Origin of the sequence: Streptomyces sp. NPDC006458 (genome assembly GCF_040612135.1) — a bacterium.
GTDB lineage: Bacteria > Actinomycetota > Actinomycetes > Streptomycetales > Streptomycetaceae > Streptomyces.
The window spans coordinates 340,201-365,217 of sequence record NZ_JBEXPR010000002.1; the positions used below are offsets into that span (position 1 = coordinate 340,201).

The 25,017-nt window shown below is 71.9% G+C and carries 20 protein-coding genes and 1 pseudogene; 8 read left to right on the forward strand and 13 right to left on the reverse strand.

Annotated elements, in window-relative coordinates; translation table 11 throughout:
- Positions 1-202 precede the first annotated feature (202 nt).
- From ABZZ79_RS04815 to ABZZ79_RS04830, 4 genes are all read right to left on the reverse strand, one after another.
- Positions 203-1,312, reverse strand: a complete 1,110-nt coding sequence (locus ABZZ79_RS04815; protein ID WP_356686478.1) for an ATP-binding protein — start codon at positions 1,310-1,312, stop codon at positions 203-205.
- The gene (locus ABZZ79_RS04820) at positions 1,309-2,052 is read right to left on the reverse strand and encodes a response regulator transcription factor (RefSeq protein WP_356686480.1); all 744 of its coding nucleotides are present in this window, start codon (positions 2,050-2,052) and stop codon (positions 1,309-1,311) included. The genes ABZZ79_RS04815 and ABZZ79_RS04820 overlap by 4 nt, the downstream gene beginning before the upstream one ends.
- A 113-nt stretch (positions 2,053-2,165) precedes the next feature.
- Entirely contained in the window at positions 2,166-2,861 is a 696-nt protein-coding gene (locus tag ABZZ79_RS04825; RefSeq protein WP_356686482.1) for a spermidine synthase, read from the reverse strand.
- A 778-nt stretch (positions 2,862-3,639) separates the two neighbouring features.
- Positions 3,640-4,308 carry a GNAT family N-acetyltransferase gene (locus ABZZ79_RS04830; RefSeq protein ID WP_356686484.1) on the reverse strand — a complete coding sequence of 223 codons (669 nt, stop codon included), beginning with the start codon at positions 4,306-4,308 and terminating at the stop codon, positions 3,640-3,642.
- Between the two features lie 177 nt (positions 4,309-4,485).
- Here ABZZ79_RS04830 and lon point away from each other — a divergent pair, with 177 nt between their 5' ends.
- Positions 4,486-6,900, forward strand: coding sequence for an endopeptidase La (gene lon / locus ABZZ79_RS04835; RefSeq protein WP_356686486.1), 2,415 nt, complete (start codon positions 4,486-4,488; stop codon positions 6,898-6,900).
- A gap of 68 nt (positions 6,901-6,968) precedes the next feature.
- Here lon and ABZZ79_RS04840 read toward each other — a convergent pair whose 3' ends face one another.
- Entirely contained in the window at positions 6,969-7,787 is an 819-nt protein-coding gene (locus ABZZ79_RS04840) for a lysozyme (protein WP_356686488.1), read from the reverse strand.
- Between the two features lie 226 nt (positions 7,788-8,013).
- On the opposite strand from ABZZ79_RS04840, the gene ABZZ79_RS04845 reads away from it, so the two are divergent.
- Complete coding sequence (locus tag ABZZ79_RS04845; RefSeq protein ID WP_356686490.1) at positions 8,014-8,505, forward strand: MarR family transcriptional regulator; 492 nt, start codon at positions 8,014-8,016, stop codon at positions 8,503-8,505.
- A 260-nt stretch (positions 8,506-8,765) separates the two neighbouring features.
- Here ABZZ79_RS04845 and ABZZ79_RS04850 read toward each other — a convergent pair whose 3' ends face one another.
- Positions 8,766-9,554: a protein phosphatase 2C domain-containing protein gene (locus ABZZ79_RS04850; RefSeq protein ID WP_356686492.1), complete on the reverse strand. Its 789-nt coding sequence runs from the start codon at positions 9,552-9,554 to the stop codon at positions 8,766-8,768.
- A 381-nt stretch (positions 9,555-9,935) separates the two neighbouring features.
- Between ABZZ79_RS04850 and ABZZ79_RS04855 the strand changes: the two genes are divergently transcribed.
- From ABZZ79_RS04855 to ABZZ79_RS04875, 5 genes are read left to right on the forward strand one after another with little or no spacing between them, the layout of a single operon-like run.
- Positions 9,936-12,935, forward strand: a complete 3,000-nt coding sequence (locus tag ABZZ79_RS04855; protein ID WP_356686495.1) for a nitrate- and nitrite sensing domain-containing protein — start codon at positions 9,936-9,938, stop codon at positions 12,933-12,935.
- Positions 12,932-13,435 carry a roadblock/LC7 domain-containing protein gene (locus ABZZ79_RS04860; protein WP_356686497.1) on the forward strand — a complete coding sequence of 168 codons (504 nt, stop codon included), beginning with the start codon at positions 12,932-12,934 and terminating at the stop codon, positions 13,433-13,435. Before ABZZ79_RS04855 ends, ABZZ79_RS04860 begins: the two co-directional genes overlap by 4 nt.
- Positions 13,432-13,851: a DUF742 domain-containing protein gene (locus ABZZ79_RS04865; protein ID WP_356686499.1), complete on the forward strand. Its 420-nt coding sequence runs from the start codon at positions 13,432-13,434 to the stop codon at positions 13,849-13,851. The genes ABZZ79_RS04860 and ABZZ79_RS04865 overlap by 4 nt, the downstream gene beginning before the upstream one ends.
- Positions 13,832-14,476: an ATP/GTP-binding protein gene (locus tag ABZZ79_RS04870; RefSeq protein WP_356686501.1), complete on the forward strand. Its 645-nt coding sequence runs from the start codon at positions 13,832-13,834 to the stop codon at positions 14,474-14,476. Before ABZZ79_RS04865 ends, ABZZ79_RS04870 begins: the two co-directional genes overlap by 20 nt.
- A gap of 15 nt (positions 14,477-14,491) precedes the next feature.
- Positions 14,492-15,739 carry a styrene monooxygenase/indole monooxygenase family protein gene (locus ABZZ79_RS04875; protein WP_356686503.1) on the forward strand — a complete coding sequence of 416 codons (1,248 nt, stop codon included), beginning with the start codon at positions 14,492-14,494 and terminating at the stop codon, positions 15,737-15,739.
- 199 nt (positions 15,740-15,938) lie between these two features.
- Here ABZZ79_RS04875 and ABZZ79_RS04880 read toward each other — a convergent pair whose 3' ends face one another.
- The 4 genes from ABZZ79_RS04880 to ABZZ79_RS04895 form a co-directional block, all read right to left on the reverse strand.
- The gene (locus ABZZ79_RS04880; RefSeq protein ID WP_356686505.1) at positions 15,939-16,994 is read right to left on the reverse strand and encodes a C40 family peptidase; all 1,056 of its coding nucleotides are present in this window, start codon (positions 16,992-16,994) and stop codon (positions 15,939-15,941) included.
- A 101-nt stretch (positions 16,995-17,095) separates the two neighbouring features.
- Positions 17,096-17,401, reverse strand: a complete 306-nt coding sequence (locus ABZZ79_RS04885; protein WP_356686507.1) for a hypothetical protein — start codon at positions 17,399-17,401, stop codon at positions 17,096-17,098.
- A gap of 10 nt (positions 17,402-17,411) precedes the next feature.
- Complete coding sequence (locus ABZZ79_RS04890; RefSeq protein WP_356686509.1) at positions 17,412-18,062, reverse strand: TetR/AcrR family transcriptional regulator; 651 nt, start codon at positions 18,060-18,062, stop codon at positions 17,412-17,414.
- A 109-nt stretch (positions 18,063-18,171) separates the two neighbouring features.
- Complete coding sequence (locus tag ABZZ79_RS04895; protein ID WP_356686511.1) at positions 18,172-19,110, reverse strand: diiron oxygenase; 939 nt, start codon at positions 19,108-19,110, stop codon at positions 18,172-18,174.
- Between the two features lie 405 nt (positions 19,111-19,515).
- Here ABZZ79_RS04895 and ABZZ79_RS04900 point away from each other — a divergent pair, with 405 nt between their 5' ends.
- The gene (locus ABZZ79_RS04900) at positions 19,516-21,501 is read left to right on the forward strand and encodes a nitrate- and nitrite sensing domain-containing protein (protein WP_356686513.1); all 1,986 of its coding nucleotides are present in this window, start codon (positions 19,516-19,518) and stop codon (positions 21,499-21,501) included.
- A gap of 31 nt (positions 21,502-21,532) precedes the next feature.
- Here the strand turns inward: ABZZ79_RS04900 and ABZZ79_RS04905 are convergent, their stop codons facing one another.
- The 3 genes and pseudogenes from ABZZ79_RS04905 to ABZZ79_RS04915 all read right to left on the reverse strand — a co-directional run.
- Positions 21,533-23,008, reverse strand: coding sequence for a penicillin-binding protein 2 (locus ABZZ79_RS04905; protein WP_356686515.1), 1,476 nt, complete (start codon positions 23,006-23,008; stop codon positions 21,533-21,535).
- The gene (locus tag ABZZ79_RS04910; protein ID WP_356686517.1) at positions 23,005-24,372 is read right to left on the reverse strand and encodes an FtsW/RodA/SpoVE family cell cycle protein; all 1,368 of its coding nucleotides are present in this window, start codon (positions 24,370-24,372) and stop codon (positions 23,005-23,007) included. Before ABZZ79_RS04910 ends, ABZZ79_RS04905 begins: the two co-directional genes overlap by 4 nt.
- A gap of 100 nt (positions 24,373-24,472) precedes the next feature.
- A pseudogene (locus ABZZ79_RS04915) lies at positions 24,473-24,700 on the reverse strand (SH3 domain-containing protein); the annotation flags it as partial.
- Positions 24,701-25,017: the final 317 nt, after the last annotated feature.

Below are 25,017 nucleotides of genomic sequence, written 5' to 3' on the forward strand. Positions count from 1 at the left end.
GGCTGGGCCCGTTCATCGTCGCGTAAGTCACATCGGAGACGGTGTTTCGGTGCCGTAAATGGCGGGAAACAAGCGGGGTTCCGGTCGTGTGAGGGTGCGTCGATGCAGGTCCGACGCCTGGTCGGCGCGGACCTGTACCTGATCACACGTGTCCGTCAGTACGGACGCCCGTGGATCTTGGGACTCCGGTTCGAACCCTACGTCAACTCCCAGCCCGGGGGGTCCCCGGGAGCGTGACAAGAATCCGGCAGCCCCGCTCGGATTCGGCCACACCGATCCGGCCGCCGTGCAGATCCACCGCCCAGCGGGCGATCGCCAGGCCCAGACCGGTGCCTCCGTCGCTGCCCGGACCGTGCGGCCGGCTCACCGAGCCCCGGTTGAACCGCTCGAAGACCCGGTGCCACTCCGACTTCGGGATGCCCGGCCCCTCGTCCAGGACCTCCAGCTCCAGCGAGTCCGGGAACGCTCCCCGGCGCGCCTTGACCGTGACCCTGCCGTACGGCGGGCTGTGCTTGACCGCGTTGTCGATCAGATTGGCCACCACCTGGTGGATCCGCTCCGGGTCCGCCAGCGCGGTCAGCTCCGGCGGCGACACATCCAGGTGCAGATGCACGTCCGCGCGCGTGTGGTTGCCGGAGCCGGACGCGATGCCCGCGCGCGCGGAGGCGACCATGTTGGCCTCCTTGAGCACGCCCGACAGATACGGCCACACCTCGAAGCGCCGCATCTTCAGCGGCACGACGCCGTTGTCCAGCCGCGACAGGTCCAGCAGCGTCGCCACCAGCCGGCCGAGCCGCTCCGTCTGCTTCAGCGCCGTCCGCATGGTCTCCGGGTCCGCCTGTGTGACCCCGTCGACGATGTTCTCCAGCACCGCCCGCAGGCCCGCGATCGGTGTGCGCAGCTCGTGCGAGACGTTCGCCACCAGCTCCTTGCGCTGACGGTCCTGCGCCTCCAGCTCGTCGGCCATGACATTGATCGCCTGCGCCAGGTCGCCCAGCTCGTCCCGCCGGTTCTCGCGCACCCTGCGGGTGTAGTCGCCGTACGAGATCGACCGCGCGACCAGGTTCATCTCGTCCAGCGGCGAGGTCAGCGAGTGAGCCACGAACTGGGTGATCAGCAGCGTGGCGATCATCGAAAAGACCGTGATGAAGCGCAGCTCCGTCTTCGTGTGCACCGCGATCACCGACAGACCGGTGGTGATCAGCACCGAGATGACGACCAGCGCGCCCAGTTTCGTCTTGATCGAGAACGGGCGTACGCCGCCCCAGGGTTCTCCGGGGCTCCTCCGTGCGGCCGGCCGCCCCTCGCTCATGGCGTCGGGGTCTCCAGCGCGTAGCCCACGCCGTGGACCGTGCGGATCCGCTCCGCACCGATCTTCCGGCGCAGTGCCTTGATGTGGCTGTCGACCGTGCGGGTGCCGGAGGCGTCCGCCCAGTCCCAGACCTCCGCCAGCAACTGCTCGCGGGACAGCACCGCGCGCGGGGTGTTCGCCAGGCAGACCAGCAGGTCGAACTCGGTGGGCGTGAGGTGCACGTCCTCGCTGCGCACCCGGACCCGGCGCTGGGCGTGGTCGATCTCCAGCTCGCCGAGGCGGAGGATGCCCGAGCGCGGGGTGGCCGCGGCGAGGGCGGCGCGCTCGACCCTGCGCAGCAGCACGTGCACGCGTGCCGCGAGCTCCCGCATCGAGAACGGCTTCGTCATGTAGTCGTCCGCGCCCACGCCGAGCCCGACCAGCATGTCCGTCTCGTCGTCACGCGCGGTGAGCATCAGTACCGGCACCGGGCGCTGCGCCTGCACTCTGCGGCAGACCTCCAGGCCGTCGAAGCCCGGCAGCATGATGTCGAGGATCAGCAGGTCGGGCTGCCATGCCTCGGCGGTGTCGACCGCCGACGGGCCGTCGCCGGCGGTTTGCACGAGAAATCCCTCGGCGCGCAGGCGGGCCGCGATGGCGTCGACGATCGTCGCGTCGTCCTCGACCACCAGCACCCGGCGCTGTGCGCCCGGAGCGGCCGCCGCCGTGCCGTTGTTGTGGGAGGTGTGTGTCTGCTCCATCGCCCGCCCCTGAAGTGTGCTTACCGGAATCAGTGGGGTGATCCCATGTCTGCGATTGACGCTTGAATGATCGGCGTCAGGGTTGCAGCGTACGGGGAGTCACCGCGGGTTTGCTATCCAGGTCGGACGGCGAGGTGCACGACGTCCGGAACGCCCCGGGCAACGGGGATCTCTTCGGTACGCACTTGCTGGAATCCGGCATTCCACAAGGTTTCTTCGAAACCCGGGGAGGGTTGGGCGGACCATACCGCGAGCACTCCGCCCGGGGTCAACACCCTTGCGCAGCTTGCCAGTCCGGCGGGTGAATAGAGGCTGGAGTTCTCCTCGTCGACCGTCCAGCCAGGGCCGTTGTCGATGTCGAGGCAGAGTGCGTCGTACGTGGCGGATGTCTCATTGACGTGTGTCACGAGGTCGGCCTCGACGATGTGGGTACGAGGGTCCTGTCTCGCCTGGCGGGACAACTCGGCCAGCGGGCCGTGGTGGTGCCAGTCGATGACGGCTCGTTCGCGTTCGACGACGGTGATGCGGCCCCAGTGGGGGTCTGTTGCGGCGTGTGCGAGCGAGAAGCCGACGCCCAGGCCGCCTACCAGCAGGTGGGGGGTGGGGCGGGCGTCGAGCGCTGCCAGGGCCGCGTCGACGAGTCGGCGTTCCGAGCGGCCGTCGGAGGTGTCCATCAGGAAGCAGCCGTTGGCGATGATCTGGAGCAAATTTCCGTGGCGGCGCAGCACGACCTCGCCGTACGGACCCTCGCGGCGGTCGAGTACCTGGGGGGTGTCGTGTGCGCCGGGGATGTCGTAGGAGGTGGGCATCGGTCCATCGTGGCACTTCGGGGAGTGTTTGCTGACGGATTTTCCTGGGTTTCGCGGTGGCTCAAGCGCCTTGCGTTCGCTGCGAGTTCATTCGGGGGTGCCACTCGAAAGTGTGGGTGGTGTCGTGTGCGGGGGTGCCTGCGGCGGTCTGCCGCTGTGCGGTGGGGGTTGCCGTCGCGCTGCTTCTGGGTGGGGTGCGGTGGGGGTTGCCGTCGCGGGCTTCCGGGTGGGGTGCGGGGGTGGTGTGGCCGGGGTTGTGGGGTGCCTGCGGCGGCCTGTTGCTGTGCGTTGGGGTTGTCGCCGCGGGCTTCCGGGTGGGGTGCGGGGGTGGTGTGGCCGGGGTTGTGGGGTGCCTGCGACGGTCTGCTGCTGTGCGTTGGGGTTGTCGCCGCGGGCTTCCGGGTGGGGTGCGGGGGTGGTGTGGCCGGGGTTGTGGGGTGCCTGCGGCGGCCTGTTGCTGTGCGGTGGGGTTGTCGCCGCGGGCTTCCGGGTGGGGTGCGGGGGTGGTGTGGCCGGGGTTGTGGGGTGCCTGCGGCGGCCTGTTGCCGTGCGGTGGGGGTTGTCGCCGCGCCTGCGGCGGCCCGCTCGCGTTCGGTGGGGGTTGGTGCAGCGCTGCTTCCGGGTGGGGGTGCGGGGCCGCGCCGGGGGGTGTCCGTCCTCGGTCCGCCGGTCTGGCCTCCTACGGGGGCTGAGGGGGTTTGGCGGCGGCCGCTGCGGGCGGACACCCCCCGACACGTCCCCTCCTCGCCGTTCGCGGCTTCCCGGCCTCGGGCGGTCCTCACTGCGCCGCCCCGCCCCCGGACCCCAGGAACTTCGCGCTGGTCAGCGTCGCCTCCGTTGTCCAGCCGAGGGACTCGTAGAGGGCCCGGCCCGCCGGGGTGCCGGCGAGGATCGCCGTGTGGGCGCCCTGGGCCGCGGCCGTGTGCTGGAGGGTGCGCATGATCAGGGAGGCGAGGCCCTTGCGGCGGTGGGCCGGGGTCGTCTCGATCTGGTCGGCCACGGCGGTCGGGCCGGTGACGGCTATCTGGCCGCGGGCGGCGAGTGAGCCGTCGGGGGCCGTGATCATCGCCCTCGTCACCCCGGCGGATGTCCAGAGGCGGAGCCGGTGGGTGTCCGGGAGCGGGGCGGGGGCCGGCTCCGACGGACTCAGCGGGGTCGTCATCAGGTAGCCGGGCTCGGGGTCGATCCACCAGTCGGCGTTCAGCCAGGCCCTCGTCTCCGCCGGGTCGCGGAACGCCTTCAGCCAGACCCCGGCCCCCGTCACCGACTCCGCCACCTTGCGGACCGTCTGCTCGTCCACGTCCTCGCCGGTCCGGCCGAGGACGTGCCGGCTGACGTGCTGGGGCTGGCCCACGTCGATCGTCCAGCCCCAGGGCTCGGTGATCGGCCGGGCCGCCCCGCGTGAGATCACCCAGCCGTCGATCCAGGACCTTACGGTTTCGTTCATCGCGTCCCCCGTGGTAATGAGTGCAGGTGGTTATTGGGTATTACCTGTGTTGACGGTAGGGGGTCCGTGGGGGGAGTGGCGGAGGTGATCGCTCAGGGCGAACAGGGGGGTGGGAACATCCTGGCGTCGCCGTGCATTGAGTCGGCATAGCTCAACTTGACTGCCGAAGGGGAGATCATGGCTGCTGAGTCCACACCGCTCGCCCTGCCTGTGCTGCCGCTCGACGACGAGGTCGTGCTGCCCGGGATGGTGGTTCCGCTGGATCTCAACGACACGGAAGTACGGGCCGCGGTGGAGGCCGCCCAGGCCGCCGCCCGGGACGAACCCGGCAAGCCCAGGGTGCTCCTGGTGCCGCGGATCGACGGGACGTACGCGGGCACGGGTGTGCTCGGCACCGTGGAACAGGTCGGCCGGCTGGCCGACGGCGACCCGGGCGCGCTGATCCGCGGCCGTGGCCGCGTGAAGATCGGAGCGGGTACCACCGGGCCCGGCCGCGCCCTGTGGGTGGAGGGCACCCGCATCGACGGGCAGGTGCCCGAGCCGCTGCCCGGTCATGTCGGCGAGCTCGTGAAGGAGTACAAGGCCCTCGCCACCACCTGGCTGAAGAAGCGGGGTGCCTGGCAGGTCGTCGACCGGGTGCAGGCCATCGATGACGTCTCGGCGCTCGCCGACAACTCCGGCTACTCACCGTTCCTCACGATCGAGGAGAAGGTCGAGCTGCTGGAGACCTCCGACCCGGTCGCCCGGCTGAAGCTGGCCACCCAGCAGTTGCGCGACCACCTCGCCGAGCAGGACGTCGCCGAGACGATCGCCAAGGACGTACAGGAAGGCGTCGACAAGCAGCAGCGGGAGTTCCTGCTGCGCCGGCAGCTGGAGGCCGTCCGCAAGGAGCTGCGCGAGCTGAACGGCGAGAAGGAGGGCGAGGAGTCCGACGACTACCGCGCCCGCGTCGAGGCCGCCGACCTGCCCGAGAAGGTCCGCGAGGCCGCTCTCAAGGAGGTCGAGAAGCTGGAGCGGTCCAGCGACCAGTCGCCCGAGGGCTCCTGGATCAGGACCTGGCTCGACACCGTCCTGGAGCTGCCCTGGAACGAGCGCACCGAGGACGCGTACGACATCCAGGGCGCGAAGGCCGTCCTGGACGCCGAGCACGCCGGTCTGGAGGACGTGAAGGAGCGCATCACCGAGTACCTCGCCGTGCGCAAGCGGCGCGGTGAGCGGGGGCTGGGTGTCGTCGGTGGACGGCGTGGCGGGGCCGTGCTGGCTCTGGTGGGACCGCCCGGTGTCGGCAAGACGTCGCTCGGTGAGTCCGTCGCCCACGCGATGGGGCGGAAGTTCGTCCGTGTCGCCCTCGGCGGTGTGCGGGACGAGGCCGAGGTGCGCGGTCACCGGCGTACCTATGTGGGCGCGCTGCCCGGGCGGATCGTGCGGGCGATCAAGGAAGCCGGTTCGATGAACCCGGTCGTCCTGCTCGACGAGATCGACAAGGTGGGGTCCGACTTCCGGGGCGACCCGGCCGCGGCCCTGCTGGAGGTGCTGGACCCGGCGCAGAACCACACGTTCCGGGACCACTACCTGGAGGTGGAGCTGGACCTGTCGGACGTGGTCTTCCTGGCCACGGCCAACGTCCTGGAGGCCATCCCGGAGGCCCTGCTCGACCGGATGGAGCTGGTCCGGCTGGACGGCTACACCGAGGACGAGAAGGTCGTCATCGCCCGTGACCACCTGCTCCCGCGCCAGCTGGAGCGCGCCGGGCTGGACAAGGACGAGGTGATCCTTGAGGAGAGCGCGCTGCGAAGGCTGGCCGGGGAGTACACCCGCGAGGCGGGCGTGCGCACCCTGGAGCGGTCCATCGCGCGGCTGCTGCGCAAGGTCGCCGCACAGCACGAACTGGGCGCGCGGGAGCTGCCGCTCACGATCGGCGACGGTGATCTGCGTGCTCTGATCGGACGCCCGCACCATGTGCCGGAGTCGGCGCAGGACCCGGCCGAGCGGCGCACGGCGGTCCCGGGTGTGGCCACGGGCCTCGCCGTCACGGGCGCGGGTGGTGACGTCCTCTTCGTCGAAGCGTCCCTGGCCGACCCGGAGACCGGCGCGGCGGGTCTGACCCTGACCGGTCAACTCGGTGACGTCATGAAGGAGTCCGCGCAGATCGCGCTGTCCTTCCTGCGCTCCCACGGCGCAGAGCTGGAGCTCCCGGTCGGCGACCTCAAGGACCGCGGGGTGCACATCCACTTCCCCGCGGGCGCGGTGCCGAAGGACGGCCCGAGCGCCGGCGTCACGATGACGACCGCGCTGGCCTCGCTGCTGAGCGGACGGCTCGTGCGGACGGATGTGGCCATGACCGGTGAGGTCTCCCTGACCGGCCGGGTCCTGCCCATCGGCGGTGTGAAGCAGAAGCTGCTCGCCGCCCACCGCGCCGGGGTGACGACCGTCGTCATCCCCAAGCGCAACGAGGCCGACCTGGACGACGTCCCGGCCGAGGTGCTGGACAAGCTCGACGTCCACGCCGTGACAGACGTCCGTCAGGTCCTCGAACTGGCGCTCGCGCCCGCCGTCAGCGGCGCGGCGCCCGAGGTTCCCCTGGCGGCGTGACGGACGCCAGGGGAAACAGGAGGAGACCCGGCTCCCGTGAGGGAGGCCCGGGCCTTCGCCGCACCGGATCAGCCCATGGCCAGCGCCTGAACGCGGTCCAGGGCCCCGTTGAACTTGTTGTGGTCGCCCACCGTGGGGCCGGTGGAGGTGTACTGCCACATCGTCTGGTACGCCCAGCCCGCCGGGAGTTCGCCCACGGCCGTCGCGTAGCGGGCGATCCACAGGGGGTTGCTCGCGCCGAAGCCCGCGTAGTTGCCCGTGCACTGCTTCCACCAGCTGGTGGCCGTGTAGATGACGGCGTCGCGTCCGGTGCGGGCCCTGTACTGGTTCAGGAAGTCACCGATCCAGGTGACCATGGCCGACGCCGTCTTGCCGTAGCAGGCGGCGCCGTAGGGGTTCCACTCGATGTCGAGGGCGCCGGGGAGCGTCCGGCCGTCGGGGGACCAGCCGCCGCCGTGGTCGACGAAGTAGTTGGCCTGGGTCGCGCCGCTGGTGGTGTCGGGGGTGGCGAAGTGGTACGCGCCGCGGATCATGCCGACGCCGTACGAGCCGTTGTACTGCTGGGCGAAGTAGGTGTTCTGGTAGTACGTGCCCTCGGTCGCCTTGACGTAGGCCCACTTGACCCCGCTGTTCCACAGGGTGGTCCAGGCGACGTTGCCCTGGTGGCTGCTGACGTCCACGCCCTCGGTCTGGGTGGCGTCGCCGGGCACGGGCGTGCCGCTCTGGCCGTCGTGGGGGATCACGCCCATACCCATGTGGGCCGAGCCGCGCGGGGGTACGTCGGCCGCGGAGGACGGCGTGGCGAGCAGGAGGGAGAGGGCGGCGAGCAGGGCTCCGGCGAGGGTGAGGCGCCTGGAGCGAGTGTTTCCGGGTCTGTGCACGGGCATGGTGATGCCTTTCGAGACTCGGTGGGCTCGGTGGGGGGAGACGCGTGGCATGGCGTGGGCATGCCAGTATTTGCCTCGTAGAGAAGCTACGCACGTAGACCCGCGGGAGGGAAGGGGCTCCGGATGCCGCCGTTGGTCTATGCCTGCGAAATACTGGGCGAGCTGCGGCGATGGTCGCCGTTGGCGGAAACTTTCAGGAACGGGAAACCGGAGCAGGGGTGCTGACGTGCACGAGCACGGAAACGGCGGCGAGCGCCATGGAGAATCCACTGCCTCGGCGAGTGGTGTGGACCAGGAGTTCCTCGCCCTCGAACGCGAGCTGACGGTCTTTCTGCGGCGGGCCCGCGCCAACCAGGGCGAGATGGCCCGAGAGGTCCATCCGGACCTGGAGTCCTCCGCGTACGGCCTGCTCGTACGGCTCGACGAGAGCGGCGGCCGGCGTGCCACCGACCTGGCCGCCTACATCGGCGTCGGCAAGGCCACCATGTCCCGCCAGCTGCGCGCCCTGGAGGAGCTGGGCCTGATCGCCCGCGAACCCGACCCCGCCGACGGCCGCGCCTGGCTGGTCCACCTCACCGAGGAGGGCCGCTCCCGGGTCGGCCGGGTCCGCGAGGCCCGCCGCGCCCGCTACGTCAGCAAACTCGCCCACTGGGACCGGCACGAGGTCGCCGAACTGGCCCGGCTGCTCCATCAGCTCAACCGCGGCATGGAGAAGTAGGCCGGGAGGTTCGGCCGCGGCGAGTGGGTGTGCCTCGGCGGGTCGGGCGCGGGGGTGAGCGGGCTCCGGAGTCTCGGCCGCGGGGGCGAGCGGGCTGCGGAGTCTCGGCCGCGGTGACTGGGTGTGCTTCGGCGGTTCGGCCGTCGGTGAGTGGGTGTGCTCGGCGGTTCGGCCGCGGTGACCGCTTGGGGGCCGGCGTCGGCCGGTGGGACTTCGTCCGGAGTTCCGCGTCCGGAGCTCCGCGTTCGGAGTTCCGGCGTTCAGAGTTCCGCGTACACCACCGTCGCGTCGTCGTGCGTCTTGCTGCGGCGCAGGAACGTCCGCCGCTCCGCGTCCGCCCGCTCCAGCTCCCGTACGCACTCCACGAGCGCCCTCGGGCCCTGCTTGCGCACGTAGGTGAACAGGTCCGTCAAGTCGCCCTCGTGGAACCTCTCGGTCCAGCGGGTCGCCCCGTCGGTGAGCGCGGCCAGCGCGCGGACCTCGGCGCGGGGGAGCGTGCCCGTGATGGCGCGGGAGACCACCTCGGGGTCGGCGGCCGCCGTGAAGAAGCCGCCCTCCTTGTTGCGGGCCCTGGCGTCGGCGACCTCGTCGGAGACCAGAAGATCGCGCGGCAGGCGGTCGAGGCGGTCGTCCAGGACCGGGGTGACCGTGCCGTCGGGGGACTCCAGCAGCAGCGCCGAGTCGGAAAGGACCAGGTATTCCAGCGTGTGCTCGCTCCAGCGCGTTACGACCACCGTGGCCTGAGGGGTACGAGGGTGAGAAAGGTCACAGGTTCGCTCATGTGCCCCGGCGGTACGCGCGATGGCACGGGAAAGGGCGTCGGCGAGGGGAACATCCGGGAGTGAAACGGTCAGTTCGATCAGTGCGCCCCCCAGACGTGCCGTGTACCAGGGGACGGAATGCAGACACCCCGTGCCGCCCTTCGGCGGTGTCACGCCGTCCAGCACGACCAGCGCACCACCCTGTCCGCAGGCGGGTGCGCCGACACTCGCGAAGTCCTCATTGGGGCGGGCCCGGTCGCCGGGTTCCGAGACAAGTTCCGTTCGCATCCAGCCAGTCTGCACGACCCCTTCACGTCCTCCGCAAAAGGCTGGCAAGCGACCGGGAATCGACGCACCGGCGCAGGTCAGGCGCCGGGTTTGGGGTGGAATACCGTACTCCGGGAACGCGTGGTGGCGAATCCTGTCAAAGCCCGCCCTCCACGTCCAACCGGCGCGCGCCGCAAGGCCCTCACGTCGGCCGGGGGAACTTGCCCGCCAACTCCCCTCCGATGTTCACTCCTTCGGGTGGCGGGTCTGGTGATGCACGACCACTGCCCACCGCCACTGGGAGGGTCTGGAGCCGTAACCCGGTGTGCGCGCACCAGTTGCACCGATTGACGGAGCGTCACCGGGGCCCATGAGTACACGAGTACAGGATTGCGAGCACCGGTGCAGAAGACGCGGCCTCGGCGCACAGGCAGGCAGACGGCCCCCGAAGGAGGCCCGGAGCAGCAGCCCGGCACCCCGGTCGGCAAGGGGCGGCCCACCCACGTACGCAACCGGCTGATCGTCGCCGTGACCGTCGTGGCCGCCGCCATCGCCGGAGCGGGCGCGCCTTCCGTGCTCGCCGCCTCGGGGCAGTTGAAGGACACCCAGGACCTGGTGACACTCGCCGGTCAGACCCGGGACGCGCTCACGCTCGCCCACTCGCTCGCGGACGAGCGGGACGAGGTCACCTCGTTCGTCGCGGCGGGACGCCCGAAGGACAAGGCGCCCTCGGAGCAGCGCAGCGCCCGTGTCGACCGGCAGGTGGAGGAGCTGCGCGCCAGTACCGACACCCCGGGCGCGCTGAGGGAGGATCTGGAGGGCATCGCCGCCCTGCGCAGAGCGGCGCTCACCGGCAAGAGCAGTGCTCTCGAAACGCATGAGACCTACTCCGCCGCCATCGCCGAGCTGCACCGCCTCGCGGAGGACCTCGCCGAACAGCTCCCGCCCCGGGCCGGCTCCGGCACCTACGCCCTCGCCGAGCTGGACTCCGCCGTCCAGCAGGCGGCCGCCGCCCGCGGACTGCTGCTCGCCGCGCTGGACGTGCCGAGCAGGACCGAGACCACCTACGACCCGATCACCGGCCTGAACGTCGAGACGCGCGTCTCCACCGACGCCAAGCAGCGCGACGCCCTCACCGCCGCCGCCCAGCAGGCCCGGCTGCGTTCGGACGCCGCCCTCGCCGACTTCCAGGACACGGCCACCGCCAAGGCCCGCTCGTCCTACGAGTCCACGGTCACCGGCCCCGAGGTCAACTCCGCCGAGAAGTACCTGGCGGGACTCACCGACGAGCCCACGCTCTCCGACGACGAACTCGACACCAGCCGCGACAAGCTGGACGCCGCCCTGTCGGCCCGCGTCGAGACCATGCGCGGCGTGGAGTCCGCCCTCTACAACCAGCGCGTCGAGGACCTCTCCCGGCTGCGCGACGACGACGTCACCGAGCTGGAGATCCGCATCGGGGCCCTGGGCGCCCTGATGCTGCTCGCCGTCGGCATCGCCACCGCCATGGCCCGCACGCTCACCCGCCCGCTCGCCGTCCTGCGCCTGGGCTCCAAGCGCCTGGCCGAGGCGGCGGACCCGGCGGCGGAGGAGCCGGTCAGGTTCACCGGCCGCAACGACGAGTTCGCGCAGGTCGTCCGCTCCGTCAACGCCCTGCACGCCCACGCGGCCACGCTGCACGAGCGCATCGCCACCCTGGAGTCCGACCGCAAGCACCTGGTCGGCCAGCGCCAGAGGATGGCCGACGCCCGCGAGGGCCTGCGCAGCGAACTGGCCGACTCCGCCGCCGCGCTGGAGCGGCTGCGCGGCAGCATCGGCTCCACCTTCGTCAGCCTCGCCCTGCGCACGCTGGGCCTGGTCGAGCGGCAACTGGCCGTCATCGAGGGCCTGGAGGAGCGCGAGCAGGACCCGGACCGGCTGGCCACGCTGTTCAAGCTGGACCACTTCGCCACGGTCATGCGCCGGCACAGCGAGAACCTCCTCGTCCTCGCCGGCACCGAGCACGTCCAGCAGAGCGCGCACCCCGTCCCGCTCGTCGACGTCGTCCGCGCCGCGGTCAGCGAGATCGAGCGCTACGAGCGCGTCCGGATCGCCGCGCTGCCCCCGCACGCCCATGTGGCGGGCTTCGCCGCGGACGATCTGAGCCATCTGCTCGCCGAACTCATGGAGAACGCCACCTCGTTCTCCCCGCCCGACCTGCCCGTCGAGATCTCCGGCTGGCTGCTGGAGAACGGCGAGGTCATGCTCTCCGTCCAGGACGAGGGCATCGGCATGGCCGACGAGCGCCTGGACCGCCTCAACTCCCGCCTCGCCGGGTTCGACCCGGAGACCCCGTACGACGAGGAGGGCGAGGAGGGTCTCGGTCTCGGCCTCTACGTCGTCGCCCGCCTGGCCCACCGCCACGGCATCCGCGTCCAGTTGCGCGACCAGAAGCAGGGCGGCATCGCGGCGGTCGTCGTCGTACCGACCTCCCTGCTGGCGGACGCCCCGCACGCGGCCGTGCCCGGCAGCGTCCCCGCCTCCGGCGGCACCCTCTCCTTCTCCCTGCCGGGCGCGGACGCGGAGGCCAACTCCAACGTCCTGCCCGGCCGGGCGGCCGACGGCGACCCGCTGGTGCGGCTGGCGGAGCGGGCCGTAGCGGAGACTGCCGACAGCGCCGACAGCGCCGACAGCGCCGACAGCGCCGACAGCGCCGACAGCGCCGACAGTGCCGACAGCGCGGACAGTGCCGACAGCGCGGACGGTGCCGACAGCGCCGAGTCCGTGGACGCCCCGGACGCCGGGGGCGAGGGGCCGCGGCCGCAGTCGGCCGCCGAGACGACCATGGAACTGCTGGCGCCGGTTCTTCCGCCGGAGGAGCACGTCCGGCCCTCGGCCCCCGTACCCGCGCCCGCGCCGGAGACGCCGGTCGAGCGCTCGGCCGCGGCGCCCGCGCCCACTGCGCCCGCCCAGCGGCCCGCCCCGGCCCCGGCGCACGAGCCGACACCCGCCCCCGTACCCGCCCCCGCACCGCAGGATCTCGCCGAGCCCCCGGTCCTGGCACCGGCCCCGGACGAGCCCACCACGCACGAGCGCGTGCCCGACGAGCAGGAGGAGCAGCTCACCGAGAAGGGCCTGCCCAAGCGGACCCCGCGGATCAGCGCCCCCGCCCAGGCCCCCCGCCAGCGAGGCACATCCGTGGACGCCGAGGCCCTGCGCCGCCGTCTCGGCGGCTTCCGCCGGGGGGCGGAGGCCGGATACCGCGACGTACGGGCCGAGATCGCCGAGCACAGCACGCAGACGAGAACCCCTGCCGCAGGAGCCGAGCACAGCACGCAGACGAGAACCCCTGCCGCAGGAACGGCACGAGAAGCACAAGCCGATGAAGCCACGGGGGGCACAGTCGAGGAGGCAAGCAGTTGACCGCGCCCAGTACCTTCGGACTGAGCAGTGAGGCCCGCAATCTGCACTGGCTGCTGACCAACCTGGTCGAGGAGGTGCCCGGCATCCTCTCCGTCGCCGTGGTCTCCTCCGACGGGCTGCTGCTGCTCTCCTCCGACCCGGGGAGGGCCGAGGCGGCCCGTCAGGTGTCCGAGGGCAGGCCGTCCGGCCCACGGGGTTCCTCCGCCGACCTGGCCACCGTCGTCTCCGGGATCGGCAGTCTCACCGTCGGCGCCGCCCGCCTGATGGAGTTCGGCGGCGTCAAGCACACCATGGTCGCCATGGAGGAGGGCAGCCTGTTCGTGATGTCGATCAGCGACGGCTCCCTGCTCGGCGTGCACGGCGCGGCGGACTGCGACATGAGCGTGGTGGCCTACCACATGGCCCTCTTCGTCGGCCGCGCCGGACATGTGCTGACCCCCGAGCTCCGCAACGAACTGCGCAAGTCCCTGGAGTCCGACGCCGCCGGGAGCACCCGATGACCGCAGACGTCCCGCGCACACGCCTCCCGGTCCGCGGCGGGGACCGCAAGCCCGCCCGCGTACGCCCCTACTCGCTCACCGGCGGCCGCACCCGCTTCGGCCATGTCCTGCTCGTCGAGACGTTCGTCGCGAGCACGCCCGCGCTGGAGGCGCCGCCGGAGCGCAGGGAGCTGACGAACGGTTCCACCCGGGTCATGCCGGAGATGCGGGCCATCGTCGAACTGTGCCGCCGTATGCGCACGGTGGCCGAGATCGCCGCGCTGCTGAGGATGCCGCTCGGCGTGGTCCGCGTGTTGCTGAGCGACCTCGCGGACCAGGGAAAGATCCGGGTGTACGGCACCGGCACCGGCCACGGCACGGGCCGGCCGGAACGCGCACTGCTCGAAAGGGTGCTGAGTGGACTCCGTCGTCTCTGACGCCGCCTCCTCCTTGGGCGTCGCCCCTCTCGTCGACGAGGACGAGAGCCCGAAATCCTGGCAGACGGACCGCGCCCGCGCCCCCATCGCCACCAAGATAGTCGTGGCCGGCGGCTTCGGCGTCGGCAAGACCACCCTCGTCACCGCCGTCTCGGAGATCACGCCCCTGCAGACCGAGGCGCTGATGACCGAGGCGAGCGAGGACACGGACGATCTCACCGCCACGCCCGGCAAGCTCACCACCACCGTGGCGATGGACTTCGGCCGGATCACGCTCGACGACGACCTGGTGCTCTATCTGTTCGGCACACCGGGCCAGCAGCGGTTCTGGTTCATGTGGGACGACCTGGTGCGCGGCGCGATCGGCGCGGTCGTGCTCGCCGACACCCGGCGGCTGAAGGACAGCTTCCCCGCGCTCGACTACTTCGAGAGCTGCGGCATGCCGTACGTCGTCGCGGTCAACCACTTCGACGGCACCGAGGTGTTCGAACCGGAGGATGTGCGCGAGGCCCTCACCCTCCCCGCGCACGTACCTGTCATGATCATGGACGCGCGGCGCCGGATCTCAGCGATCGAGACCCTTCTGGCTCTCGTCGGCCACGCGCTCGACGAAACCCCCGAGTAGGAGACAGCAACCCGCATGCGGAAGATACTCGTCGTCGGAGCCGGTCAGTCCGGCCTCCAGCTCGCCCTCGGCCTCCAGTCGCACGGGTACGAGGTCACCCTGATGTCCAACCGGACCGCGGACGAGATCCGCTCCGGCCGGGTCATGTCGACGCAGTGCATGTTCCACACGGCACTCCAGCACGAGCGCGATCTCCAGCTGAACTTCTGGGAGTCCCAGGCCCCGAAGATCCAGGGACTCGGCGTCTCGGTGGCGGCTCCCGGCTCGTTCGACCCGGGGCCCTCGCAGCGCGCGATCGACTGGGTCGGCAAGCTCGACGGGTTCGCGCAGTCGGTGGACCAGCGGTTGAAGATGGCCGGCTGGATGGAGACCTTCGCCCAGCGCGGCGGCCAGCTGGTCATCCACGGCGCCGCCGTCTCCGACCTCGACTACTTCTCCCGCGCCTACGACCTCGTCCTGGTCTCGGCGGGCAAGGGCGAGCTGGTCCAGATGTTCGGCCGCGACGCCTCGCGCTCCCCGTACAGCGAGCCGCAGCGTGCCCTCGCGGTCGCCTACGTCCACGGGCTCGGGCCGCGCCCCGAGCACCCCGAGTACGACGCGGTGCGCTGCAACCTCGTCCCCGGCGTCGGCGAACTCTTCGTCATGCCGACCCTCACCGACTCGGGGCGGGCCGACATCCTCTTCTGGGAGGGCATACCCGGCGGCCCGCTGGACGCCTTCCAGGGCGTCAAGGACCCCGCGGAGCACCTCTCCCTGACCCTGGAACTCATGGAGAAGTTCGTGCCGTGGGAGTACGCGCGCGCCACGAAGGTCGAACTGACCGATGCGGGTGGCACGCTGGCCGGGCGATATGCCCCCACCGTGCGCAACCCCGTCGGGCGGCTGCCGGGCGGTGGGCTGGTGCTGGGTGTCGCCGATGTCGTCGTGGCGAACGACCCGATCACCGGGCAGGGCTCCAACTCCGCGTCCAAGTGTGCGGCGGCGTACCTCGCGTCGATCCTGGAGCAGGGGGAGAAGGAGTTCGACGAGGACTGGATGCGGGCGACGTTCGAGCGGTACTGGGGGACTGCGCAGCATGTCGTGAAGTGGAGCAACGCGATGTTGGCTCCGCCGCCGGAGCATGTGCTGAACCTGATCGGGGCCGCCGGGCAGATTCCGGCCGCGGCCGACCGGTTCGCCAACGGGTTCAATGATCCGGCGGACTTCGAGAACTTCTTCTATGAGCCGGAGAAGACCGGGGCCTACCTGGAGTCTCTCGCCTGATCGCCGTCGCCGGCGGGGGTGGGTGCGGGGGCGGGTGCGGGTTCGTTGGGGTGTTCGCGCAGTTCCCCGCGCCCCTTTGGGTGGTGGGCGGCCTCGGGTTCGTCGTGGGTGTTCGCGCAGTTCCCCGCGCCCCTTAAAGGGCGTACGTTCCCGGGCCTCCTTTAAGGGTGCGCGTTTGCGGGTTGCTGAGGAGGTCGTCCTATGGGCGTTGGCCTTGGGGGGTCACCGCTCCCAGGATCGGGAGTGAGGCGATGGGCGCCACTGTGACGCGTTCTCCCGTTCTCGGGGCGTGGACGATCATGCCTTCGCCCAGGTAGAGGGCGACATGGGTGGCGTCGGGGTGGTAGATGACCAGGTCGCCGGGGCGTAGCTCGCTCAGGGGGATGTGGGGGAGCTGGGCCCACTGTTCCTGGCTGGTGCGGGGGATGGAGGTGCCCGCGCTCGCCCAGGCCTGGGAGGTCAGGCCCGAGCAGTCGTAGGTGCCCGGGCCCTCGGCGCCCCATTCGTACGGCTTGCCGATCTGCTGCACGGCGTACCGCAGGGCCGCGTCGCCCGCCCGGGTGGGCTCCAGGGAGGTGCTCGGGGCGCCCGGGGCGGACATCACCTCCTGCTGGGCCCGGTCGATGTCCTGCTTCTCGAAGTCGGCCAGGGCGGTGAGCTGTTCGGACGTGAGGGAGGCGAGAAGCTCCTCCACGTCGTCCAGGCGGCCGGTCACGTCGTCGCGCTGCTTCCCGCGGTCGGCGGCCAGGGTGAGCTGGCGGTCCAGTGCGCGGCGCGCCTTGCGGGCCAGTTCGTCGGCCCTGCGTTCGGTGCCGGTGAGCCGGCCGACCGTCTCGGCGCGGCCCCGGGCGAGCCGGCCGATCACATGGCCCTGGTCGAGCGCCTGCTGCGGGTCGCGGGCCAGCAGCAGCCGTACGTACGGCGAGATGTCCGTGCTGTTCTGGTACTGCTGGCGGGCCAGCCGTCCGGCGGCGCCCCGGCTGTCGTGCAGCGAGAGGCGGGCGCGGGCCAGTTCGCCGTCGAGCCGGGTGACCTCGGCGCGCTGGCGCTTCAGCCGTTCCTCGGTGGCGTTGTAGGTCTCGGTCGCCTTCTCGGCCTCCCGGTACAGCCGCTGAAGGTCCGTCAGCAGCTCTGCCACCGGGCGGTCCGCGGTGACGGGGTCCGGTTTCGGGACGGCCGTCGCGGGAGCGGCCGCGAGGACGGCCTGGGCCGCCACCGCCGCCGTGCAGACCAGTCGCAGAAGCCTTCCTGACACGTCATCACCTCCGGTGGGGAGCGGTCTCGCTCCGCACCGCGAGCATGGGACGGGTCTTCGGGGGTTCGCGCGCCGGGTGTCGGCGAGGCGGCGTAAGACCGTCACCCGTGGGTGTCGTCCGGTTTGCCGCCCGGCGTGGCGTGTGGCCTCGGCCAGGGCCACTTCCGCCGGCCGCCGCTCTGGTCGCCCCGCGGGTCGTAGGCGTACTTCCAGCGGTCGCGCAGCCCGATGTGCGGGCCCTCGCCACGCGGTACGCGCCGGTAGACCAGCACGGTCGGGCCGCCTCCGGCCGGGTCGGGCACGGGGACGCGGTACGTCTTGGGCGGGTGCCCCGTCATACCGAGCAGGACCGGCAGCACGCGGCCGTCCAGCGGCCCGCCCTCGAACGGGGTGTCTTCACTCTTCACGGCTCAAGTGTCAGTCATCCGAGCCGGTGAGCGCGGCGACGACCGCCTCGGTGCGCGCGTCCCTGCGGGCGGTCACCGTGAGCATCGCGAAGAACTGCTCGACCAGCCAGTCCCGCAGCTCCTCCGCGGGCGGCTGCTTGCCCTCGTCGAGCCAGATCAGCGAGGCCGCCTCCACGGCCGTGATCCAGGTCCGGACGGTCATCCGCAGCCGGGGCCCGGGGTCGGTGGCCCCCAGGTGGCTGAGGATGTGCTCGGCCGCGGCGCGCCGTACGCCGTCCACGATGGCCGTCGTACGGGAGGTCTCCACCACGCTGCCGCCCTGGAGCAGGGCGCTGAACCCGGCGTCGTGCTGGTCGACGAACGCCAGGTACCGGTCCAGGGCGCGGGCGAGCCGGGGCGGGGTCGGGCCGACACGGGGCTCGTCGAAGCAGTTCCGCAGCTCCTCGGCGGCGGACCGCAGCGCGGCCTCGTACAGCTGCTGCTTGCCGCCCGGGAAGTACCGGTACACCAGCGGCCGGGACACTCCCGCCACCTCCGCGACGTCGTCCAGCGAGACGTCCTCGGGCGCGCGGTGCGCGAAGAGGGAGAGCGCGGCTTCGAGGAGCTGGCTGCGGCGCTCCTCGACGCTGAGGCGGCGGTAGGCGGGGGCGGAGGGGGTCATGGGTGCAGGGTAGCCGCCGGGGTGTGACGCAGGCTCGGGGCAGGACCGGCCGCCGGTTCGTCCGGCCGGGCCCGGCCGCCGGGGCCCGCCCGTCGCCCGCCCCCGCCCCTCAGGCCAGCAGTCCCGACGACTTCCACAGCCGGCGGCCGGCACCCCTGAGCACGCCGATGTCGTCCAGGAAGTCGGTCAGCCGCCTGGCCCCGTTCTGCATGATCTCGCGGCGGTGCCCGCTGGCCTTGACCTGCGCCATGGCCTCCCGCTTGTCCAGGCCCACGTTCGTGTAGACCTCGGGGTTCACGAAGGCCACGGAGAACACCCGGGCGAACTCCCCGGAGGTGACGCGGGTGAACTCCTGGGACCACCGGGGAGCCGTCAGCATCTGGCGGCGCAGCTCCTCACGGGCGTAGCGCACGTGCCGGGCCTCCTCCACGACGTGGATGCGGGTGACACCGCGCACGAGCGTCTGGACCCGCTCGTCGGGGAACGTCAGCCGCTGCATCCAGTCCAGGACCTCCTCGCCGAGCAGCGTGGCCGTGAAGGAGCCGGGCGTGGTGGAGATCGTCTTGAACAGGCGGCCGAGGTTCTGGTGGACCCGGCTGACCGGGTACCAGGGGGTGCCGCCGCGGCTGATCAGCCGGGCGAACATCCTGGAGTGGCGGCACTCGTCCTCGATCTCTGTGAGGGCGTAGCGGACGTGGGCGCTCGTGGCGGCCTTGTCGTAGATGTGGCGGCACAGCAGCTGCATCAGGATGATCTCGAACCAGATGCCCAGCGAGGCCAGTGCGGCGGCCTCGTGCCGGGAGAGCAGGATCCGCTGCTCCTCGCTCATCCGCTGCCACATCGGCGTGCCGTACAGCGACACCAGCTCCGGCGGCCAGAACCACTTGCCCTCCTCGAAGGGCGCGTCCCAGTCCAGTTCCTCGTCCGGGTCGAAGGAGTGCTTGGCGGAGGAGGCGAGCAGCCGCTCGGCCACCTGCTCCCGGTCCTTGAGCAGACCGAGCGCGTCGCGCAGCCCGTCGAGCGCGTCGGCTTCCGTCAGGGTCGTCATGGCTGATCCACCTCGTCGTACGGGGGCGTGGCGGTTACCCGCCGGTCAGGAGTCTTATGAGACTGCCTGTCAGCAAGCCCGTCAATCCCTCGCGCGCGAACTAGTGCCCCGACAGGCAACGTTCGCCCCGTCGCGACGCCCGGCACGCCCTCTCGCCGCACCGGGCACAGACCCAAGTACATCCAGTACGAGGGCCTGCACCCGGCACACCGAGAGCACGCGCCGGACGCCGCTCCTTGACGGGCAAACGCTGCCTGCCGGGGCACTAGTGGACCCGGCCCCGCTCGGTACGCGCGCACATGTCCCCCTCTCACAGCCCGCCCGGCCGCGCGGTGAGGGCGAGTGCACAGGCGCCTTACGACCGGGAAACCCCTCCTGACCGGCAGGCTCGTAGATTCGTCGAGCATGACGGCGAACGTTATGACCGCCCTGCGGTCCACTGCCCTCAGGTCGCACACCCTTCCCGGCTGGAACTCCATCCGCGGCCGCGTGGCCATCGTTTTGGCCGTCCCGACCTGCCTCCTGCTCACCCTCGTCGGCCTGGGCGTCGCCGACCGCGCCGCCGCGTGGTCCGCCGCCCGGGGGACCGAGACCCATGTCGGGGTCCTGCTGCGCGTGCAGGACCTCGTCCGCGAGGTGCAGCGCGAGCGCGGCCTCACCAACGGGCTGCTCGGCGGCGCCGAGGAGTACCGCGACGACGTGACCGCCCAGCGCGAACGCACCGACGAGACCCGGCGGACGCTGCGCGCCCTGCTCCAGGACGAGAGCGGCGACCTGCCAGGCGCCGCCGTGTCCGCCCTGCGGGACGCCGACGTCCCGCTCGCCGCCCTCACCTCCACCCGGACCGCCGTCGACGCCGGTACCGCCGACCGCACCGCCACCCTGCGCGCCTACACCACGGCCGTCACCGCCCTCATCGACGCCGAGTCCGCCGGGGTCCCCGACGGCGACCGGGGCATCGCGCGCGGCGCACAGGCACTCCAGGCGCTCGCCCGCGCCACCGAGGCCGTGGCCCTCGAACGCGGCTCCCTCAACGGGGTGTTCGCCGCAGGCCGGTTCCGCTCCGGCGAGTACCTCGCCTTCACCGAGGTACGCGCCACGCGCGTCGCGGCCCTTTCCCAGTTCCGCCAACTCGCGGGCAGTTCACAGGAGTCCGCACTCGACGACGCCTTCGCCACCGCCGCCGCCCGACGCGTCACCGACTACGAGGCCCGGGCCGAGCGCGGGGCCGACGGCTCCGCCCTGGAGGTCGACCCCGCCCGGTGGTGGGCGGACATGACGACCCTCGTCGACGACCTGCACGCGGTGCAGAAGGACATCGGCGACGACGTCCGCGGCCGGGCCGCGGACACCGGGTCCGACGCCACCGGCGAGCTCTACGGCTTCCTCGCCCTCGGCGCGCTGATCCTCGCCGTGGTCGCCGCGCTGGCCGTGTTCTCGGCCCGTTCCATCACCCGGCCCCTCGGCGCCCTCGCCGACGAGGCCGACGCGGTGGCCGGGACCCGGTTGCCCGCTGCCGTACGCCGCATCCAGGAGGCCGCCCCCGACAACGCCGGGCCCGACCGGCCCGAACCATCCGCGCTACCCGGCGCCGCACGCGAGATCAGGCGGCTCGCCGCCGCCCTGCGCAACGTCGAGCACACCGCCGTCGGCCTCGCCGTCGAACAGGCCGTGCTGCGGCGCACCAGCACCCAGTCCCTGGCCGGTCTCGGCCGCCGCAACCAGAGCCTGCTCAACCGCCAGCTCGGCCTGATCACCACCCTGGAGAGCCAGGAGCTCGACCCCGCCGCCCTCGCCGAGCTGTTCGAACTCGACCACCTCGCCACCCGCATGCTCCGCAACGCCGAGTCGCTGCTCGTCCTGGCCGGCGAGGAGTCCCCGGCCCGCTCCTGGGAGGGCACCGTCGCCGTCACCGACGTGGTGCGCTCGGCCGTGTCGGAGGTGGAGCAGTACCGGCGGGTGGTCGCCGCCGACATCGAGCAGTGCGGCATCCGCGGGCACTGTGTCGCCGAGCTGTCCCATCTGCTCGCCGAACTGGTGGAGAACGCGCTGGTGTTCAGCCCGCCCCAACAGCACGTCGAGGTCTACGGCTGGCGCGACGCGGGCGAGTACTGCATCGCCGTCGTCGACCGCGGCGCCGGGATGTCCCCGCCGCGCATGGCCGAGGCCAACGAGGTCCTCTCCGGCCGCGATGGCGCCTCGGACACCGTCCTCGGCCCCCGCCGGACGGGCGCAGCCCTCACCCTCGGTCACCACGTCGTGGGCGCCCTCGCCTCCCGTCTCGGCGCCCATGTGGAACTGCGCCCCACCCACGGCACGGGCGTGAGCGCCTTCGTGGCGCTGCCCGCCGCGCTCGTCCAGGAACTTCCCTCCCAGGCCGCCACGGTGTGACCCCGACCGCCGGGCCGGGCCGGACCGGGTGTCAACCCGTCCGGCCCGGCGGCGAGTTCAGTACCTCCTCCATCACCGCCCGCGCGATCGGCGCCGCCATACCGCCGCCCGTGATGTACTCCCGGTCCACCGACCCGTCCTCCACCACCACCGCGACCGCCACCTTCGGCTCCAGGTCCCGCACACCCTGCGCCCAGGAGACGAACCAGGCGTACGGGGTACCGGAGTTGCCGATCCCGTGCTGGGCCGTGCCGGTCTTGCCGCCCACGATCGCCCCCGGGATCGCCGCGTTGGTGCCGGTGCCCTCCTCCACCACGTCCCGCATCAGCTCCCGCAGCCGCACAGCCGTCGCCGGATGCATCGCCTGACGCACCGGCCGCGCCACCGGCGTGGACACCGTCGTACCGTCCGCCGTGGTCGTCCGGTCCACCAGGTACGGCGTCCGCAGCTGCCCCCCGTTCGCCACCGCCGCCGCCACCATCGCCATCTGCAACGGTGTGGCCCGCGTGTTGTACTGCCCGATCGACGACAGCGCGAGCTGCGCCCTGTCGACCGTGGTGTCGAAGGTGCTCGGGGCCGCCGTGAACGGGATGCGCAACCCGGTGTCGTTGAAGCCGAACGACGCCGCCGTCGCCGTCATCCGCTCCACGCCCACCTCCGCCCCGAGCTTGGCGAACACCGTGTTGCAGGACCACATGAACGCCACCCGCAGCGGCGCGTCCTCGCAGCCCTCCGACTCGTTCGTCAGCGACGTCGTCGTCCCCGGCAGGGTGTACGGGGCGGGCGAGTCGGTCGCCTCGTCGACATCCGTGACCACCCCCGCGTCCAGCGCCGCCGCCGCCGTGACCACCTTGAACGTCGACCCCGGCGGATAGGTCTGCCCCACCGCCCGGTTCAGCATCGGCTTCTCCCGGTCCCCGTTCAGCCGCGCCCACGCGTCCGTCGCGTCGGGCCCGTTGCCCGAGAGCACCGTCGGGTCGTACGACGGCGTCGACACCAGCGCCAGGATCCGCCCGGTCGCCGGCTCGATCGCCGCCACAGCCCCCTTGCGGCCGTCGAGCCCGTCGTACGCCGCCCTTTGCGCCGCGTCGTTGAGCGTCGTGACCACGTCGCCGCCCGGAGGGCGCGCCCGCGTCAGCGCGTTCCACAGCGGGAACGGCGTCAGCATCGGGTCCGTGCCGGACAGCACCGGGTCCTCGGCGTGCTCCAGCAGGCTCGTGCCGTACTTCTGCGAGGCGAAGCCGGTCACCGGGGCGTACAGCGGGCCGTTGTCGTAGGTGCGTTCGTGCCGCAGCTGCTCCTGGGTGTCCAGTGAGCCGGTGACCGGGCGGCCGTCGACCAGGATGTCGCCGCGCGGCCGGCCGTAACGGGCGATGACCTCACGCCGGTTGGCCGGGCTGTCGTCGTAGCGCTGGGCCTGGACGACCTGGAGGCGGGTGGCGTTGACCAGCAGCGCCACCAGCAGCAGCGCGCAGAACACGGCGGCGTGCCGGATGTGGCGGGTCATCCGGCCTCCTGCCCGTCGTACTGGCGGCGGGCCGAGTCGCTGACCCGGATCAGCAGCGCGGTGATCGCCCAGTTGGTGACCACCGAGGAGCCGCCCTGCGCGAGGAACGGCATCGCCATGCCGGTCAGCGGGATCAGCCCGGTCACCCCGCCCGCGATGACGAACACCTGCAGCGCCACGATGGAGGCGAGCCCGACGGCGAGCAGCCGCCCGAACGGCTCGCGCAGCGCGAGCCCGGCCCGGTAGCCGCGCTCCACCAGCAGGCCGTACAGCAGGAAGATCGCGGACAGTCCGGCGAGGCCCAGTTCCTCCCCGGCGGTCGCCAGGATGAAGTCCGACTTGGCGGCGAAGCCGATCAGCACGGAGTGCCCGAGGCCCAGGCCGGTGCCCAGCACCCCGCCCGCGGCGAAGGCGAACAGCGACTGGGAGAGCTGGTTGGGCCCGTCGCCCGCCTCGATCGAGGCGAACGGGTGCAGCCAGTCCTCGATCCTGCTGTGCACATGCGGTTCCAGCCAGCCCACGGCCGCCGCGCCGAGCGCCGCCAGCAGCAGCCCGACCGCGATCCAGCCGGTGCGGCCGGTGGCGACGTACAGCATGACCACGAACAGGCCGAAGAACAGCAGCGAGGTCCCCAGGTCGCGTTCCAGGACCAGCACCCCGACGCTCAGCAGCCAGATGGTGACGATCGGCCCCAGGACGCGCCCGGTGGGCAGCTGCACGAACCACACCCGGCGGCCCGCGTACGCCAGCGCGCTGCGGTTGGCGGCCAGATACGCGGCGAAGAACACCGCCAGCAGCACCTTCGCGAACTCGCCCGGCTGGATGGAGAACCCGGCGATCCGGATCCAGATGCGGGCGCCGTTGACGGCCGGGAAGAGGATCGGCAGCACGAGCAGCCCGAGAGCGGCGGCCACGCACACGTACGCGTACCGCTGGAGCACCCGGTGGTCGCGCAGGGCCGCGACGACGACGATGAACAGCGCCACCCCGAGGGTGGACCACACCAACTGGGTGGGGGCGGCCCGGTCGCCCGGCGTCTGCAGGTCCAGCCGGTAGATCAGCACCAGGCCCAGCCCGTTGAGCAGCACCGCGATAGGCAGCAGCAGCGGATCGGCGTACGGGGCGCGCAGCCGCACCGCCAGATGCGCCAGCAGGGCGAGCACGCCCAGCCCGGCGCCGTAACCGGCGGCGCCGGGCGGGACGGTGCCGGTCCTGGCCAGACCCACGGCGCAGTAGCCGTACACCGACAGCAGGACCGCGAGGACGATGAGGGCGAGTTCGACGCCCCGGCGCCGGGGGAGGCGCACCGCCGGAGCGGGCGCGTCCGCAGCCGTCGCGACGGTTCCGGTTCCGGCCTTCGTCATGTCCGGAACTTACCCAAACAGGACTCCTTATGAGCCCTATGAGCCCTATGAGTCTTACGCGCCGGATGAGTCCTGCGGTCGGCGGGGCGTCCGTGGCCGGTCAGCACCAGCGTGGCGCGGGCCCGATGTTGTCGATGTACCGCGCCGACCCCCAGGCCCAGGTGCCGTCGGGGAGCAGGTACCAGAGCGAGTTGCCGTCGACGGTCTCGCCCGTGGTCTTGCAGTAGATCGACACGATCTGGCCCTGTTGGACCGTTCGGATGACCTGGCTGCCGCGGTTCGGCGCACTGCGCAGCAGCAGCGTGCTCGCGGTCACCACGCCCTGGTACAGGGTCGGGCTGCTCTGTGCCTGGGTGTTCTGGGTCTGGTTGCTCTGTGCTTGGGTGCCCTGGGTCTGGTTGTTCTGGGCCTGACTGTTCTGGCCCTGGCTCCAGTTGCCGTTCTGGTTCTGGGACCAGTTGCCGGTCTGGTTGGAGTTGCCGGTCTGGTTGGAGTTTCCGCTCTGGTTGGCGTTGCCGGTCTGGTTGGTGTTCCCGTTCTGGTTGGCGTTGCCGCTCTGGTTGGTGTTCCCGTTCGGGTTGGTGTTCCCGTTCGGGTTGGCGTTCCCGTTCTGGGCCCAGTTGCCGCTCTGGCTGGAGTTCCCGT

Bases quoted from the DNA above. Each gene is read 5' to 3' on its own strand.
- ABZZ79_RS04815 (WP_356686478.1), bottom strand. From the start codon at position 1,312: ATGAGCGAGGGGCGGCCGGCCGCACGGAGGAGCCCCGGAGAACCCTGG.
- ABZZ79_RS04820 (WP_356686480.1), bottom strand. From the start codon at position 2,052: ATGGAGCAGACACACACCTCCCACAACAACGGCACGGCGGCGGCCGCT.
- ABZZ79_RS04825 (WP_356686482.1), bottom strand. From the start codon at position 2,861: ATGCCCACCTCCTACGACATCCCCGGCGCACACGACACCCCCCAGGTA.
- ABZZ79_RS04830 (WP_356686484.1), bottom strand. From the start codon at position 4,308: ATGAACGAAACCGTAAGGTCCTGGATCGACGGCTGGGTGATCTCACGC.
- lon (WP_356686486.1), top strand. From the start codon at position 4,486: ATGGCTGCTGAGTCCACACCGCTCGCCCTGCCTGTGCTGCCGCTCGAC.
- ABZZ79_RS04840 (WP_356686488.1), bottom strand. From the start codon at position 7,787: ATGCCCGTGCACAGACCCGGAAACACTCGCTCCAGGCGCCTCACCCTC.
- ABZZ79_RS04850 (WP_356686492.1), bottom strand. From the start codon at position 9,554: ATGCGAACGGAACTTGTCTCGGAACCCGGCGACCGGGCCCGCCCCAAT.
- ABZZ79_RS04865 (WP_356686499.1), top strand. From the start codon at position 13,432: ATGACCGCAGACGTCCCGCGCACACGCCTCCCGGTCCGCGGCGGGGAC.
- ABZZ79_RS04875 (WP_356686503.1), top strand. From the start codon at position 14,492: ATGCGGAAGATACTCGTCGTCGGAGCCGGTCAGTCCGGCCTCCAGCTC.
- ABZZ79_RS04890 (WP_356686509.1), bottom strand. From the start codon at position 18,062: ATGACCCCCTCCGCCCCCGCCTACCGCCGCCTCAGCGTCGAGGAGCGC.
- ABZZ79_RS04895 (WP_356686511.1), bottom strand. From the start codon at position 19,110: ATGACGACCCTGACGGAAGCCGACGCGCTCGACGGGCTGCGCGACGCG.
- ABZZ79_RS04900 (WP_356686513.1), top strand. From the start codon at position 19,516: ATGACGGCGAACGTTATGACCGCCCTGCGGTCCACTGCCCTCAGGTCG.
- ABZZ79_RS04905 (WP_356686515.1), bottom strand. From the start codon at position 23,008: ATGACCCGCCACATCCGGCACGCCGCCGTGTTCTGCGCGCTGCTGCTG.
- ABZZ79_RS04910 (WP_356686517.1), bottom strand. From the start codon at position 24,372: ATGACGAAGGCCGGAACCGGAACCGTCGCGACGGCTGCGGACGCGCCC.